The organism is Vibrio sp. dhg, from assembly GCF_003443775.1.
Lineage (GTDB): Bacteria > Pseudomonadota > Gammaproteobacteria > Enterobacterales > Vibrionaceae > Vibrio > Vibrio natriegens.
The window spans coordinates 2,031,998-2,048,465 of the sequence record NZ_CP028943.1 but is presented as its reverse complement, the minus strand read 5'-3'; the positions used below and the strand labels follow the sequence as shown (position 1 = coordinate 2,048,465).

Genomic DNA, 16,468 nt, shown 5'->3' with positions numbered 1-16,468 from the left:
AGTGAATGTTGCCGAGTATATCTGTCGTTATTCCTGCTAAAAATGAACAAGGGAATATCGGGAAGTTAGTGAAAGAAATTCATGATAGCTTGAAGGCTTATCCAGAAGTAGAAATTGTGATTACTGACGACGGAAGCACAGATAACACAGTGCAGGAAGCCCTTGATGCTGCGCAGGAGTGTGGTTGTAACCTCCAAGTTGTTAGTCACGAGCAAAGTTGCGGACAAAGCACCGCAGTTTTGACGGCGGTTAAACACGCAAAAGGTGAGTGGATTATTACCTCTGACGCAGATGGTCAGAACGACCCGTCTGACATGCCAAGCATGTTAGAACTCGCAGCTAAAGTGACTAATCCGCATTTTTGTATTGCGGGTTACCGGGCGAAGCGCTTGGATACGGCTTGGGTTCGCTTTCAGTCCAAAGTCGCTAATAAAGTGCGTCATACTTTATTGGGTGATGGTGTGCCCGATTCCGGTTGTGGTCTCAAAGTTATTCCCAAAGCGACTTACTTACGTCTACCTTACTTTGATCATATGCATCGTTTTCTCCCTGCATTGATTAAGTCGCTTAATGGTGAAATTGTGGTTCATCAAGTCGCGCACCGAGACCGAGAAGCAGGGACGTCAAACTATAATGCCTGGAATAGAGCGTGGGTTGGTATCGTTGATTTGTTTGGTGTGATTTGGTTACAAAGACGCACTAAAAATCCACTGGTTAAAGCGGTGAGTGTTGCAGGTACAGAACAACAAGAATGAAGTGGTTGAAGCTTTTTTTATTAATTGCTGTCGGGGTTCTGATTGCGAATCAGCTTGATAATCCCGTCTTGGTGCATTTAACGGATAAAAACTGGCTAGTTGGTTATATCCAACAAAATGGTATGACGGGAGAGCTGGTGGTATTCACTTTCAGCGTTATATTTTTATCTTTAAGTGGGCCTAAGCAAGCAATCGCGCTCGTGTTTGGGTATTTATATAATATTAACCTAGGTGTGGTTTTGACATTATTAGCTTGTGTTGTCGGTGCCACTTTTAATTATTATTGCGCTAGGTTTATCTTCGCCAACTGGTTATATCGTCATTTCCCTAAGAAAATGATCAAATTCAATTCATTCGCCAGCCGAAAACCATTTTATAAAATCTTGCTGTTACGTTTATTCCCTATCGGAAATAATGTTGTCACTAACGTTTTATCGGGCAGTGTGCGAGTTCCTTTTTTTGCTTTTCTTTCTGCAAGTGTACTTGGCTATCTCCCACAAGTGATTATATTCGCACTAATGGGAGCAGGTATTCAGTCATCAAGTAATACAATGATATATCTCAGTATTTTCTTTGGTGTGATCAGTGCTTTACTGACTGGTTTTCTGTATAGAGATCATATTAAAAGCCGCGTTGAACTATTAAATATGGAAGAGGAACTATGAATCCTGTTGTTGCGAAGTCCAGGCAAGTTTGGCAAAACGAAGACTATTATCAAACGCTCTGCTTCTTATTGATCCTCGCTATTATCATCATTTTTTCTGGAATTGGCCTACGTGATCCTTGGCCTGCAGATGAACCTCGTTTTGTCGAAGTTGCTCGTGAAATGGTTCAATCAGGTAACTGGTTTTTTCCGATGCGAGGAGGAGAGCTCTACCCGGATAAACCGCCAGTATTTATGTGGTCAATGGCGGCCTTTTATTGGCTGACTGGCAGTATAAAAGCGACCTTCATGTTGCCCAATGCGATTGTTAGCCTGGTTGCATTAATTTGTTGTTACGACATTTCGGCAAAACTGTGGAATGTGAAAACCGCTCGGAGTGTCGGCTTTTTATTGCTGCTGGCTCCGCAATTTATTATCCAGTCTAAAGCGGCTCAGATTGATGCTATGGTCGCGGCTTGGATTACCATTGCGATGTATGGGTTGTTGCGACATTTCTTTGTAAAGACCAGTTGGGGATGGTACGGCGTTGCGTGGGTTTTCATGGGGTTGGGCATTATAACGAAAGGCGTTGGTTTCCTGCCTGCCTTATTCTTAGTGCCAGTTTTGTTGCTTCATTTTACAGGCAAACATCGATTCGATGATGCAGTCTCCTGGAAGCTGCTGCTTGGTCCCGTGTTTATGTTAGCAACCATTGCATGCTGGCTGTTACCTATGATTTCGATTGTTGAGATAAGCCATAACCCGGATTTTGCAGCATATAAAGACAATATCTTGTTTAAGCAAACGGGAGAGCGCTACGCAAATTCTTGGGGACATATTAAGCCTTGGCACTATTTCGTCGTCAGTGTCATTCCGGTTATGTGGTTCCCGCTTTACTTTATCTTCTTTAACAAGAACTTCTGGAAGCAGTTACGTTTGTCGCCTGCACTTATCAGTGTGCTTTCGTGGATTGTACTGGTTATCGTATTCTTTAGTATCAGCCCAGGGAAACGAGGTGTATACATCTTGCCAGCACTACCAATGATGGCGATTTTAGCTGGCTATGCCTTTAGCCATCAGTCTTGGCCTTCATGGGCAAGTAAAGTGCTAAAAGCTCTGACGCTAGTTCTTGGCGTGGTTCTTTTTGTGGGTGCAGTGCTGGTAGCGCTGGAGGTGAAAGCAATCACCAAACATTTAGACGATTACGATTCGGCATTACCTTTCGCGGCATTCTTTTTAGTCGCGGCAATAATATGGGTAACAGCTTTCTTCAAATCTCGTACGGTTCCTGCCATTGGCGCGTTTTGGGTAGCGCTGTCACTAACATGGGTTTGGTACAGCTTTGCGGGTTACATGCTGCTCAATCCAATCCGTACGCCAGCAAAAGAAATAATGGCGCAAGCTCATAAGGCGATTGGTGAGGATGGGGAGTTGGGGCTTACTGAGTTTAAAGAGCAGTTTCTACTATTCTCTCCAATATCATTAACGCACTTCAGTTATTTATCTGATCATATAGAGCAAGAGCGCAATGCATGGCTATGGATAAATGAAAAGCCAAATCGTTACATTCTTACCCATGATGGTCATGAGAAGCTTTGTTTTGATATCAATAAAGCGAAGTCACTTGGTAACGCACATCGTAAAGACTGGATGTTATTGAATGAAGAGAGTGCGCTGGACGATTGTGAGCCACCTAAAACCATCAAACGTTATGAGTTACATGTCGTCGAGCCTTACTCATGATAGGTAGTCGGTATATATAGGAAAGGGGAGCAATACGCTCCCCTTTTTGGTTTTAACTGAACTCTTACAGTTGTTGCGCGATGTTGTCTGTAAGGTTTTCCAGTCCGGCCGAAAGTGCACCAACCAGAGCATCGTAACCTTCATCCTGTAAAGGCATTAGGATTTTGACTGGCGAGCGATGTTGCACTTTGCCATTAGCATCAATCAACATCCATTCGCCTTCAAGCTCGGCGTTACCTTGGTAATTTCCATTGAACTTACTCAAACTTAGCTGGAGCTTATTTTCGCTACTTTGATCTATGAGGCTATGTACTTTAACTGGCCAATAATGGCTTTGCTTTTGGCGCAGGTCGTCAATGATTCGCTGAGTTATCTGCTCTGAAATGCTTTGCGCCCACTGGTTGTGTTTAGCCTGAATAATTTGTGATTCAGAAGTGCGATACACAATGCCACTATTATTGAGATAGCTGGCCAGCTCAACTGGGCGAACAATCAACAGAGGGCGTTCAGCCACTGCCGCGCTACTCAACGTTTGAGACTCTACTTTCGGTAACAGATACATCGAACTGGTTGGTTCTGGTGCGCTGCTACAACCTGCTAATAGTGCAGAAACTAAAAGAAATACACGCTTCATTATTTTTGCCCTCTGACAGGTACCGGATCACTGGTTTCTTCTTCTCCAAACACGAGTGAGTTTGGTTTTTCATTAAGTTGTTTGAGTACAGGTTTAAACTCGGTCATTACGCTTTCAAGTTCTTTGAGCGTAGATTCCATTTCGCTGTACATGGTTGAGTTAGGACCGTAACCATCGAGTGTTTTCTGTAGCTGTTGCAGACTCTGACGAATGTCCGCAGGGATCTGCTGAGTATCGTTCTGGCTTAACAATTTATCGATACTGTTTGCCACACGCTCCGCCGAAGCCAACGTACGTTCTGAAGTCTTCAGCGTTTCATTTAACGAGTTTAGCGTGTCTTCCATTGGTAACTTGTTGAGCTTATCCAGGAAATCATTCACTTGCTTTTGAACCTGGGCAAATCCGCCACGCATGGTAGGGAAAACCTCTAAGCCCAAAAACTCGTCTGGTACGTATTTCTCGGCATCTGGATAGAAGTCAGTATCAATGTATAGAGCTCCAGTAATTAAGCTACCCGTTTTCAACGTGCCACGAAGGCCTTTGGCAAACTCAAGTTTCAATTTCTCGCTGTAGTCAGACATCGAATCCGTGTGGAAGTGCTCGAACAGGCGGCCTAATTCGATACGCACCAATACCGGAATTCTTTTGACTGAAAAACTTTCTTCTTGAGTCGGGAAGCGCAGTGGTACTCTCATGACGGTGCCAATTCGCAGACCTCGGTACTCGACAGGTGCTTTCGCTTTTAGACCACGGACGGATTCATCAAACAACATAACAAATTCAATGTACTCGTCGTACATGCCTTCACGAAGCTGTTTAGCATCATCGTATAAGCGAAAACTTGCCATTTCTTCCGTGAGTGGCTCACCTGAGTCCATACCGGGAATGGAGTCGAAAGTTACGCCACCTGTCAGTAAGCTTTCAAGAGAGCCGAATTTTAATTCAAAGCCCTCGGTATTGAGTTGTAAATCGACGCCGGAATTGAGCCAAAACTTGGTGCGCGTACGAACTAGATTGTCATACGGCTTAAAGATAAAGAGTTGATAAAGCGCCTGACGGGAATCAACATCAAAACTGGTTTTCTCTACGCGCCCAACGGTAAAACCTTTAAAGATAACCGGATCGCCAACCCCCAGCTTTCCTGCTTCACGGTGAGTTAAGACCAGTCTCAATCCTTCAGCATCGGGAGCTGCAACGGGCGGAACATCTAGTACCGTGAACTTTTCTTTCTCTTCATCTGACTTACCAGGCTGTAGCTGAATGTAAGCGCCAGAAAGTAAGGTTTCTAGCCCAGAAACGCCTTCACGGCCAATGCGAGGTTTGACGACCCAAAACATGGTGTCGTCTCTCAGCATACGCGCCGCGTCTTTGTTCATCTGTGCTTTAGCGATGATGTGATCATAATCTTCGCTGAGTGTGACTTCGGTAATAACGCCCACTTTTACGTTAAGCGCTCTTATCTCCGTCTTGCCTGCTTCAATGCCATCGGCTGTCGGTAGCTGCAATGTGATTTGTGGGCCGGTACTGTTGATGTATTGAAACAGCATCCACGCCCCCATAACTAGCGCAAGGATTGGAACAATCCAAATAGCAGAAACCTGCTTTTGCGGTTTTATTTGAGCGGTTGTGTTGTTCTCATCACTCATATTTGGCTTTCTCTTTTAAGTCAGGCATCGGCTCTTGCACATCATTCTGTGGCGATTGCCACAATAAGCGTGAGTCAAAAATCATGGCAGAGAGCATGGTGAAAATAACCACTGCAGCAAATGACAACGCAGCAGGGCCGGGATAAATCGCCATCAGGTTTTGCAACTGAACCAGTGCAACCAAAATAGCGACGACAAAAATATCAATCATTGACCAGCGGCCAATAAATTCAGTTAAGCGATATATCTTTAAGCGTGAAATACTTTCTTCCGGTGGAAGGTATCGCGCTTTCTGAGCTTGAATGTACAACCACGCCAGAGCGAACATTTTCGCCATCGGAATGAAAACACTGGCAAAGAAAATTACCATAGCGATTGGGTAGGAGCCCAAGTGCCAGAGCAAAATTACCCCTTCCATAATGGTAGAGCCTTCTGAATGCCCAAGGCTAACGGTGTACATCATCGGGTAGAGGTTCGCTGGGATATAAAAAACTATCGACGCAAAAAGTAGAGCCCACGCTTTTTGTAAGTTGTCGGTAGGATTGTATCTGTGGAGCGGGCTTTTGCAGCGAATGCAGGCTTTATCTTCGATGCGGTTTATCTGATGACAAGTATGGCAGCCAATATGATTGTGATTGTGGTGGGTATCACCTTCTGCTACTCCAGGCACCTCTACGGCTGGAATAAAGTGACCCCATAGCCAGCTTCTATCGACCATCGAAATGCACTTGACGACTAAAACGGTGTAAACGCAGAAAGCCCAGAAAGAGGTTCCCATACCGATATCGGCGAGAGAAGCAATTTTGATCAAGCTAACCAGTACACCAATCAAAAAGACATCCACCATCAGCCAGGGCTCGACCTTAAACAGAATACGGCACAAGACTTTTGTCATCCTCTGCTGCTTTTTAGAGGGGGAGTGTTTGAGCGTTTTCAGTGCCTCAAGATGGAGGAAAAGAATTAAGCCCACGTAGATGGTTGGCAGAACAACAACAGTCGCCAACAGCAGTACGCCAAGTAGGACATTTTTGAATTCGGCCAGCATTTTGGCTGCGTGCAGTAACGTGATCTCTTGAGATAAGCCTTGCACACTGAAAGACATAAATGGAAACGAAACGCTGAGTACTAACATAATCAAACATGCCGACGAGATAGCAATGACACTTTGATACGGTTTCGCATTCACTTTAGTGAGTGAATGTGAACAGCGTGGGCACTGTGCTTTTTGCCCCTGTTCTATCTTAGGAATACGGACAACAAGACCACATTCTTCACATGCTATTAACTGACTTGAGTTTGGTTGAGTGCTCATGGAATAGGATTGTAAATCATTTGCCCGAAAGAATACTCTGTTTTACAGCAGATACTTATATAAGGCAAAGATTTTAACACAAATTCTACTTGCATTTTAGTGACTAATTGGTGTAGGTGATTTCTAGCATGGTAGTTATTTTGCGCGCAAATAAATTGAGCGCAAAATAGAGGATGTGTTCAAGGTTAACCTTTGTATGAAAGGGGTTACCTGTCGAATGGCTAACCCTATCTCAGTTGGTGGAATAGAAATCCTGCTCCCAATTAAGGAGCAGGTATTGTTACCTATTTAACAGTAGTGCTTTCAAACGCATTAGCGCCGATTTGCTTACCATTCAGCGTTTTACCGTAGTAGCCTTGGTGTTGGTGGTACTTTTCAGCGTTCGCGGCAACACTGCCTTTAAAGCGAGGATCTTGAGGGCGCTCGTGACTATTGACGTACGCGGCCACATCCCATGCTTCTTGCTCTGTCAACTGCACACTTTTGCCAAGCGGCATATTCTCGTAAATAAAGTAAGCCGCGGTGTTGATACGGTGCATACCAGCGCCCCAGTTGTACGCGTTTGCCCCCCAAAGAGGTGGGATGTAAGAGTGACCATCGCTGCCTTTGATGCCTGAGCCATCAACGCTGTGGCAGGTTTCACAGTTCTTTGCGTAAACCAATGCGCCTCGCTCTGGTGATGGGGTTTGCTCTGGTGCCGGTATTTTCGGGTAACCGCGTCCGGCAAGGTTGCCGCGTTCTTCCACAGGTAACGCCTGAGCAATGGCTTCTGGCAGTGGGAAATCTGGCGCCTTTCCGCCCGTTTGCAATGTTTTGGCGTCTATCTCAGGAATTGGTTCATCGCTCATGCCATACTGGTCCAGCAAGCCACCCATGGCTAGCCAGTAGGCGTAAGAACTCAGTGCGATAATCTCTGGTGAATCATAAGCGGGTGCTTTACCGTTCATGGAATATTCGAAGCAGCCTTGAATGCGGTCGGCGTAACTGTTGACGCGATCGTTTTTCTTACGATAAGCAGGGTAAGCCATGTAAGCTGCCCACAAAGGTGCCGCATTGGCTTTGCGTCCGGCTTCCATATGGCAGTTCACACAGTTTTGCTCATTGCCTACGTACGTTTCGCGCATCTGTTGCGAGTTCACAAACAACGAATAGCCACGTTTTACTTGCTCGCCAAACTCTGTGTTGGCAATGGTGCTGAGATCGCGTGGCTTGAGGTATTTATTGTGGCTTTCTTTTTCAACCGCTGGCAGTTCTTTTTGGCGATCGGGCAGTTGGTCGTTTGCTATCGCAGCAGCAGAAACCACAGGCAACACGAATAAAGAATAGAAAAGTTTCATGTTTGCTCCTAATAACGCAGTGAGGCAAAGTAGTAGGAAAGGTTTTCGATCTCTTTATCGGTGAGATTCTTCGCGATGGTGCTCATCATATTGAGCGGGTCACCACTGCGAGTTCCGTTTTTCCAAGCCATTAATTGTGCTTTTAAATAATCGGCGTGCTGACTGGCGAGACGAGGGAACTTATCGACCCCCATACCGCTGGCACCATGGCAAGTTGCACAGGCTGGAATGTTGCGGTCCCAGTCTCCCTGGAAAATTAACTTGCGATAAGGGCTGAGAATGTTGGCTTGGTCGCCGCGTTTCTCTGGGTTTGTGAACTCATAGCTTGGTAAGTTTGCGTAGTATTCGAGTACTTCTTTGCGAACGCTCGGATCGCTCACTTCTTGAGCCATACCTTGCATGACCGCATTTTGTCGCTCACCGCTAAGGAACAGCTCTATTTGAGAATTGAGGTAATTAGCATTTAAACCGGCAATCATTGGGGCGATATTGGCCTGGCCCATACCATCTTGACCATGGCAACCGCTACACACACCAGCTTTTTCAGGAATAGACGAGGCGCTTACGCTCATTGTGGTTGCCAGCAAACTGGCTGCGACCACTGATAGAACTTTTGACATGCTGACTCACTTTGTCTTTTTTAGAATCGCAATATTGTCTTCCTTGTCAATAAGTGGCGGTATTGTGGATTTCCACATATTTGACGCTGAGAACGTGCGAGGGCTGCCCAAAAAGGACAGCCCCGAAGGTTAAGCTTTGACTATCTTAGCTGGCAGGGATTGACGTGCCGCCGCGCCGACCACCCAATCCAATAACACGCCTTTTCCTTTCCGGGTTGGATCTATCAAGCCAATGTCATTGATGTTGACGCCATCCTGGCGGCGAGTTTTCACTGGCTGCTGCTTATCGCCAATCCAGTGCGCGCGTTGTCCTAACTCGGTATGACCAAATCCATGTTCAAAGCCGAGAGTTCCCGGACGAATGCCGCTAACTACCATCGCGAGCGCTTTGGTGCTTGCCGACGGGGTTTCGATAATAAACTCATCGCCGGTTTCAAGACCTGCTCGCTCGGCATCGATAGGGTGGATGTACACCGGGTTAACCCCTTTGATCGAGTTCAATCTTGGCGATAAATTTGACACTGCACTGTGAATGTTGGACTTAAAATTCGTCAGGCTAAAAGGCCACTCAGAACTCGGGTATTTTTCCTCCAAAGGCGTACCGTCCGCCAGTTTCTGCGGATGCCATGTCGGACATCCGGAATAGAAATCGCCCGTCATGGTGTTTCTTGCGCTACCAACACGCTCGTTCCATATCGCAACTGGACGCGTCCACTTATGTTTCATTTGCTCGTCTTGATAGGCTTCTGTCGTGTTTTCGAATCGGCCACCACGAGCAAAAATAAAGGCTACGCGTTTCATCTCCTCTGCGGTGAGTGTTTTTTGCATGGCTGGCATCAAACGCTCTAAGCCCGACCATGCAATATCCTCTGCCGACACTTCGGGAACGCCGCCTTTCACATAAGCCAAGTTTGCCGCAGAGCGTAGGTAGAAATCTTCTGCGCTATGGAGAGCGTGCCAGTTACCTTGAGCGTCCGGAATTGCTTTGTCACCAAATCCGCCCAGTTGCATTTTCTTAGCGACATCAATCAAAAAGTTCTCTAAGCAAATTGAGCGGCCGTCGGAAGTTTTATCGGTTCTTGCCTCCACAATCGGCCAGCGAGCAGTCACGGTTTTCACGGGTACGCCATGCCAAGGTGTTGCCATACCCCAGCTTTCATAGGTGACGGTGTCTGGCACAATGTAATCCGACAACGAGGTGGTTTCGTTGATGAACGCATCGACGGAGACAATTAAACCAAGCTGTTTTGGATCTTTTAACTTGTCTTCCAGCAATGCTTTTAAACCTGGGATGCCATACATTGGGTTCGCCATATGATTGACCCAGGCTTTTACTCGGTATGGGTAGCCATCGATGGCTGCCGACAAGTGCTCAGTAAGCAGTGGTGCCGCAAATGGATACCAAGGCGCGCGTGTTGGGTAAGGGGATTCACCAGCTTCAACACGACGCTTGTATTCGCTGGTCTTGTGATACGGGAATTTACTGCGAGAGAGAAAAACGCCCTTCGGACCGACTTTGCCTTGAAATTGGGTGAAGTCATAGCGTGGACCATTGGCGGAGGTTGGATAGCCACCCGCTTTCGCCATCGCGCCGCCTTTCATGTTGATATTACCAATCAGTGCGTTGAGCATCATGATGGTAAACGCATTGTAGAAACCATTAGTGTGCATGTTGCCACCGTGGGTATCGACGACTGCTTTTGTACCGTGACTGGTAAATCGCGTTGCTAATTCCACAATTTGTTCGACAGGGATTTCACACTGCTGACTGTAAAACTCCAGGTTGTATTTAAACGCTTCTTCTTTGAGTCTTTGCAGCGACGACTTTACCCGAACATCACCCGATGTGAGTGTCACGGTTTTATCGACAAACAGTTCTGCTTCATCGGACTGAGTATGAACACTCAATTCACCGCTCTGGGTATCGACAATGACATATGGGTCTGAGTCAGAAAGCACATCGCCATCGAATGGCAGGTTGAGATCGGACGCACGTAAAAACGTCCCGTTCCTAGGGTGCTGCTCATCGCTGATCACCAGATGAGTGGCATTACACCAGTGCGTGGTGCCTGCGCGTTTCATTGCGTTTGCGCCCGGCTGCGCTAAGAAGGTTTTATTGTAGCGTTGGTTTTCCAAGATCCACTGGATCATACCAAGCACAAGGGCAGAATCGGTTCCGGGTTTAATCGGAATCCAGTGGTTGTTGTCACCCGCCGCCAAGCTTGACGAACCCGCAGGCAAGCTTGGCGTGATGATGTTGTATTCCAGTTTGCCGTTGGTTCGCGCATTGGCGAGTTGCCGAGCCTGACGCTTAAATGGATTACCGGCTTGAGCGGGTGACATACCGATGAAGATAATGTATTCCGCGTTGTCAAAGTCTGGTTTCAAATGCGCGTACTTATCTAAATCATTCATGAATGCGCCGCTGCCAGCGCGAAATGCATAGCCGCAGTATGAACCGTGGTGACCGAAGTTACGCGTCCCAAAACTGTTAAAAGCGAAACGTTTAAAGATGTCGTCCCGGCCTTCGTTTCCGGCATTCGTCATTAATAGTTGGTTGGCTTTGGGGCCATATTCTGGATTATCAGGATCGACAGGTGTTTTTAAATCTCGAATTGCACGCAAGCCATCGACATGACCTTCTCCAAATAAATCACCGCCTTCGACGACTTCTTCAATCAACTGCTCGTAGCTAATCGGAGTCCATTTTCCTTCGCCTCGCTTTCCTGCTCGTTTGAGTGGCTGGGTTATACGGTACGGACTGTTACGAATCTCTAGCATGCCATTGCCACGAGCACATGCCGTCGAGCGACCTTCAAGACCTGCTTCTCCCGCCAAACTTAAATAGGCGTCTTTGACTGGCGTTTCGAAGGGAATATGTTGCTGTTGAGAGAGTGGGTGATATGGGTTGCCACTGATACGCAAAATTTCGTCAGTACGGTTGTCAATGCGCACGCGCAATCCACACAGTGACCAGCAGCCAAAACACATTGACGGTGCAACGCGCTGATTTGAATTCGGGATCAGATTGCCTTTGTTGCTGACTGTGTATTCAGGTTCCAGAGAGTTGCCGTGGTGACTATCGCGAGTCTTTTTACCCGCAGTGCCTTCAAGCGCACCTTCTACCATATGTTTAGTGGTGGTGGCATAACCTGCAGCGAATGCGCCAAGCCCACCAACGGCAAGCCCTGATTTCAAAAACTGACGGCGTTTGTTATCCATAATGAAATCCTCTTTGATTAGCGTTCGGTTAAGGTGAGTGAAGTCGTTTTGCTATGGGTGTTTTGTTTGGACTGAACCAGTTCTGAGCCGAGTAAGGCCAGCGCTAGCCACAACCCGAACATGCCAATAATGCCGAGCCAGCCATTTCCATTCATGGTCAATTGGTACGGATACAGACCGGCATCGAATTTGGCGATGGTCTGCACTTCCATGATGGTGAACCAGCGAACCAGCCACGCGCTTGCAAGTGAGGTTAATGACATGCAAGACAACCCAAAGATGCGGCGAAAGTGAGAAGATGTGGACGTTTTACTGTCTCTCAACGTAATGAACGCGAGTAACACACTGCCTAAAATTATCAAGGTGAGCAGGGCTATGTTTTGTACCCATTGGTCGCTTGAATAAAGTGAGAATGTCGAGTTATTGGATGCCCAAATTGGCATGAGAATCAGGGTTAAGCCTCCGCTCATTAGCACAGACTTTTTCATTAAATTGGTATCGCCTGAGGATAGGCTTTTTGAGTAGTTTGGTAGTAGTAGCCAGATCAGCAGAGCAAAACCAACTGCGCCCATAAATGCAGTGACGAACCAAAGAATAGGCGAAGCAGGTTGATGCCATAAAGAGCGTGACTGAACGACGGCGATTTCTGCACCCGTATAGAGTGCGATGGTTAAGCCAGAAAACACGGTGATCATAGATATCATCAGCATGGCTTTACGGGAGATTTGCCACTCACCAAACGATAACTTCGATAATAAAGGCAGTATTTTCCCCGGTTGCTCACGCAAATTGGTCAGATCCTGACGCAGGTACAGCCAGGCTGTCATCACGGCTAGACCAGAAAATACGGGCAGGAACAGCGAGCCTAAAGACATCCACGACCACGGGGTGAAATGCGCGTAAAAATGCCAAGCGCGCCCCGGCTGGTGTAGATCGCCCGTTAACGCCAATGGTCCCACGATAGCGCCTATGGCCAAGGTTAGTGCCAATGCAGCGCGCAGCCGGTGGCTGGTGTATTGTTCAAACAGTAAAGCAATCAAAAACAGAATGGCTGCCGCATAAGCAGAACCGATATAGAAGAAATACTGCACTGCCCACGGGAGCCAGGGCATCGCTTGAGGTTGGACTAACACTTCGGTGATGTTCATGCGTGTTCTCCTTGTGGGTCGTAAATCGCTGGTTGTCCGTCTATGTGGTCGGTGAAGCGTTCATCCATGCCGATATAAAAAACGTGCGGTTTGGTGCTTTGTTTGGGCTTGAGCACTTTGATGTCGTTTTGATGTTCTGCAATTAAGCGGCGGATTTCACTTGATGGGTCATTCAAATCTCCAATCACGCGAGCACCGCCCACACAGGTCTCCACGCAAGCTGGCAATAACCCTTTTTCTAATCGATGTGCGCAGAAGGTGCATTTGTCAGCAGTAAGTGTGTCTTCATTGATAAAACGAGCATCATAAGGGCAAGCTTGTACACAGTACGCACAGGCGACGCAGCGGTTGTTGTCCACCATAACGATTCCATCTTCGCGCTGAAAAGTAGCCTGAACGGGACACACTGCCACGCATGGCGGGTTGTCACAGTGATTACAAAGCCGAGGAAGCATAAAGGATTTAGACTCTTGAGTGGCGGTAGAACCATCATCGAGCGTCACCTCGTATTGTTTTACCGTGGTTCGGAACTGTCCGATAGGCGCTTGGTTTTCGATACTGCAACCTACAGTACAAGCTTGGCAGCCGATGCATTTGCGTAAATCAATCACCATAGCGTAACGTTTCCCGACCTGTCCTTTTCGGTCGGGGGAGTGGTTATTTCGAATGACATTACCCGCCGTGGCAGTGCCAATACCTGCAATTGGGATCAGCGCGGCACCGGCTGTGACAGCGCTGAGAAAGCGACGTTTGGTGGAATCCATAACTCACCTGCTTAGTTGAATTTGAACTGACTGATTCCATTGTGAGAAATGCGCTGCGAGGTCGATATAGTGGATTTCCACATACCCAGATCAAAGTTGATCTAAAACAAATGTGGTTTAGGGAATGTAGCTGTTATTCTTGTTCCATCATTTACTTAGGGAATATTCAACCTCATCATGAAAAAAACATCGCTGCTGTGTCAGGTTTGGATTCTTTTCTTGGCTGTATTCTCCTCTTTGGTTCAGGCAACGCCTTCGGTACAAATTGAGCAACAAAGCGTGAAACAGCCTGAACTGGAGCAGAATGAGGTTAAGCAGACAGTTGACGTCGGTGTTTTGGCAATACGTGGTCATCTCTATGCGGAGCAGAGGTGGCAACCGACTATTGATTGGTTAAATAAGCAAATTTCTGAAGTTCACTTTGTTCTTCATCCTCTGAACTTAGATGAAATGGGAGAAGCGGTGAAATTTCAGACCATGGATTTCATCGTAACCAATCCCGGACAAGCGGTTCGATTAGGCAGACAATACGCGCTTTCCTGGATGGCGACCTTGACCAGTCGCGCCCCACAAAACTCAAACTATGGCATTGGGTCAGCGCTGGTGGTGCGGGCAAACTCTCCGTATCAAACACTAAAAGCGGTGTCTGGGTTGCCAGTGGCCGCGGTGTCGGAAAAAGCTTTTGGTGGTTACTTAACTTTGCGCTACCAGATAGTTGAAATGGGGTTTGACCCGAACGACTTTTTTGCAGACGTTCGCTTTCTCGGCTTCCCTATTGACGCCAACCTCTATCAATTACGTGATGGCAATGTCGAAGCCGCTGTGGTGCCCGCCTGTTTATTGGAGAAGATGCAAGATGAAGGTCTGTTACAGCAAGGCGGTTTCAGAGTCTTAAATCAACAGCCGCATGAACACTCCTCCTGTGCGGTGTCGACTCCGCTTTATCCCAACTGGTCATTTGCCAAAACAGAGCGAGGCTCTTCTCTTGTGGCGAAAAAAGTCGCTCAGGTATTGCTTGCGATGCCGCCAGAACATCCAGCGATTATTGCTGCTGGCGCATCAGGATGGACGTCACCAGTGAGTTTGTTGAGCATTGATAAACTCTATCAAGCTTTAGATTTGCATCCCTTGCAGCAACCTTGGTGGCAGGAGGCACTGCGTTGGCTGCGTAACCATCAGGAATGGGCGTGGGCGCTGTTCATTTTTGTGATTGTGTTGAACGCTTACCACTTTTGGCTTGAATATCGTTTTAGTAAAAGCAAGCAGGCGTTGGAGCAGACTTCGCTGAGGCTGAAAGAGAAAAGTGAGCAGTTAGAGCATTCTCAGAGAGTTGCCATTGTCGGAGAAATCGGCAGCAGTCTCGCTCATGAATTAAATCAGCCATTGGCGGCGATTCGAAATTACAGTGAGGGCGGTTTGCTGCGTTTAGCTAAGAAGCGCCCTTACGAAGATATTGTTCCTGTTTTTGATAAGATACAGGGTCAAGTAGAGAGAGCCGACGCGATCATTCAACGTCTAAGAACCTTAATCCGCAAGCGTAGCGTTGATAAAGCGTCTTGTGATATTCAAGCGTTAATTGATGACACGGTTGAGTTGCTCCATTTCCGACTGCAAAAGCAAAATGTATCGGTTGTGACCAGTAGCGAAGGGGAGGTTCGCCACATTTTGGCCGATGCCGTGGGTGTTCAACAGGTTTTGGTTAATGTGATCAACAACGCGATTGATGCTTGCGCTTTGTTTCAGGGGAAATATCACTCGTCCGGTTATCAAGGTAAAATTGCCCTGCACAGTGACTATCAGACCCATCAGCTTTCTATTCGTGTATTGGATAACGGGACAGGGTTACAGCAAGAAAACCCTACTCAAGCATTTGTGAGCACAAAGGAAGAAGGACTTGGGTTAGGTTTGGCGATTTGTCGTGACGTGATGGAATTGCACGGTGGTGAGTTTCTTATTCAATCGACCACGCCACACGGTTGTCTGGTTGAGCTTGTGTTTCCATATCAAGACTAACCTGTACTAGGAGCATTCATGAGTAGTACTGAAAAACAGTTACCTGTTTATGTCGTTGACGATGATGAATCGGTGCGTGATTCGCTGGCTTTTATGTTGGAAGAGCATGACTTCAGTGTAACGACCTTCGCTGATGGGCAAGCCTTTCTCGATGCGGTAGACATTCATCAGGCGGGTTGTGTGATTCTCGATAGCCGAATGCCCAATCTTCGTGGTCAGCAAGTGCATCAAATTCTTAACGATGCCAATAGCCCACTTGCGGTGATTTATCTGACTGGTCATGGTGATGTGCCGATGGCGGTTGATGCATTGCAGGCTGGGGCGGTGAACTTCTTCCAAAAACCCGTCAAAGGTGATGCACTGGCGCAAGCTATTTTACAGGGGCAGGTACAGTCGGCAGCAAGTTTCGATATGGCTGGAGCAAAGTTGGCGTATGAGTCTCTAACGCCGCGAGAGAGGGATATTTTACGTTTAATCATCGAAGGTAAGCGCAATATCCGTATCGCAGATGAACTGTGTATTGCGATGAGAACCGTCGAGGTACATCGAGCCAGTTTGTTGAAAAAATTCTCCGCCAAAACGGTCGCAGAGCTGGCGTACATTTACGGTAAATTAGCGCTTGAGTAATCTG

At 47.0% G+C, this 16,468-nt stretch carries 13 protein-coding genes; 5 read left to right on the top strand and 8 right to left on the bottom strand.

The features are described from left to right. The first annotated feature begins 5 nt into the window (after window positions 1-5). The 3 genes from DBX26_RS09415 to DBX26_RS09405 are packed head-to-tail and all read left to right on the top strand — an operon-like array spanning window position 6 to window position 3,141. Window positions 6-755: a glycosyltransferase family 2 protein gene (locus DBX26_RS09415; protein ID WP_014232459.1), complete on the top strand. Its 750-nt coding sequence runs from the start codon at window positions 6-8 to the stop codon at window positions 753-755. Continuing rightward, window positions 752-1,420, top strand: a complete 669-nt coding sequence (locus tag DBX26_RS09410; RefSeq protein ID WP_118118928.1) for a TVP38/TMEM64 family protein — start codon at window positions 752-754, stop codon at window positions 1,418-1,420. The genes DBX26_RS09415 and DBX26_RS09410 overlap by 4 nt, the downstream gene beginning before the upstream one ends. Further along, window positions 1,417-3,141, top strand: coding sequence for a glycosyltransferase family 39 protein (locus tag DBX26_RS09405; RefSeq protein ID WP_118118926.1), 1,725 nt, complete (start codon window positions 1,417-1,419; stop codon window positions 3,139-3,141). The genes DBX26_RS09410 and DBX26_RS09405 overlap by 4 nt, the downstream gene beginning before the upstream one ends. A 64-nt stretch (window positions 3,142-3,205) precedes the next feature. Here DBX26_RS09405 and DBX26_RS09400 read toward each other — a convergent pair whose 3' ends face one another. The 8 genes from DBX26_RS09400 to dsrO all read right to left on the bottom strand — a co-directional run bounded on the left by DBX26_RS09400 (window position 3,206) and on the right by dsrO (window position 13,824). Continuing rightward, the gene (locus tag DBX26_RS09400) at window positions 3,206-3,775 is read right to left on the bottom strand and encodes a membrane integrity-associated transporter subunit PqiC (protein ID WP_118118924.1); all 570 of its coding nucleotides are present in this window, start codon (window positions 3,773-3,775) and stop codon (window positions 3,206-3,208) included. Then, window positions 3,775-5,421: an intermembrane transport protein PqiB gene (gene pqiB, locus DBX26_RS09395; protein WP_065297064.1), complete on the bottom strand. Its 1,647-nt coding sequence runs from the start codon at window positions 5,419-5,421 to the stop codon at window positions 3,775-3,777. Before pqiB ends, DBX26_RS09400 begins: the two co-directional genes overlap by 1 nt. Beyond that, window positions 5,414-6,733: a paraquat-inducible protein A gene (locus DBX26_RS09390; RefSeq protein WP_118118922.1), complete on the bottom strand. Its 1,320-nt coding sequence runs from the start codon at window positions 6,731-6,733 to the stop codon at window positions 5,414-5,416. Before DBX26_RS09390 ends, pqiB begins: the two co-directional genes overlap by 8 nt. Window positions 6,734-7,017: 284 nt before the next feature. After that, complete coding sequence (locus DBX26_RS09385) at window positions 7,018-8,070, bottom strand: c-type cytochrome (protein ID WP_118118920.1); 1,053 nt, start codon at window positions 8,068-8,070, stop codon at window positions 7,018-7,020. 8 nt (window positions 8,071-8,078) lie between these two features. Then, window positions 8,079-8,690: a c-type cytochrome gene (locus DBX26_RS09380; RefSeq protein WP_020335607.1), complete on the bottom strand. Its 612-nt coding sequence runs from the start codon at window positions 8,688-8,690 to the stop codon at window positions 8,079-8,081. A gap of 129 nt (window positions 8,691-8,819) precedes the next feature. Beyond that, window positions 8,820-11,912: a tetrathionate reductase subunit A gene (locus tag DBX26_RS09375; RefSeq protein ID WP_118118918.1), complete on the bottom strand. Its 3,093-nt coding sequence runs from the start codon at window positions 11,910-11,912 to the stop codon at window positions 8,820-8,822. A 17-nt stretch (window positions 11,913-11,929) separates the two neighbouring features. Further along, a complete protein-coding gene (nrfD, locus tag DBX26_RS09370; RefSeq protein ID WP_118118916.1) occupies window positions 11,930-13,060 on the bottom strand; it encodes an NrfD/PsrC family molybdoenzyme membrane anchor subunit in 1,131 nt (376 codons plus the stop codon). Beyond that, window positions 13,057-13,824: a sulfate reduction electron transfer complex DsrMKJOP subunit DsrO gene (gene dsrO / locus DBX26_RS09365; RefSeq protein ID WP_118118914.1), complete on the bottom strand. Its 768-nt coding sequence runs from the start codon at window positions 13,822-13,824 to the stop codon at window positions 13,057-13,059. Before dsrO ends, nrfD begins: the two co-directional genes overlap by 4 nt. 177 nt (window positions 13,825-14,001) lie before the next feature. Between dsrO and DBX26_RS09360 the strand changes: the two genes are divergently transcribed. Together DBX26_RS09360 and DBX26_RS09355 are read left to right on the top strand one after the other, a co-directional pair. Next, window positions 14,002-15,837, top strand: coding sequence for a sensor histidine kinase (locus tag DBX26_RS09360; protein ID WP_118118911.1), 1,836 nt, complete (start codon window positions 14,002-14,004; stop codon window positions 15,835-15,837). An 18-nt stretch (window positions 15,838-15,855) separates the two neighbouring features. After that, window positions 15,856-16,464, top strand: coding sequence for a response regulator transcription factor (locus DBX26_RS09355; protein ID WP_118118909.1), 609 nt, complete (start codon window positions 15,856-15,858; stop codon window positions 16,462-16,464). Window positions 16,465-16,468: the final 4 nt, after the last annotated feature.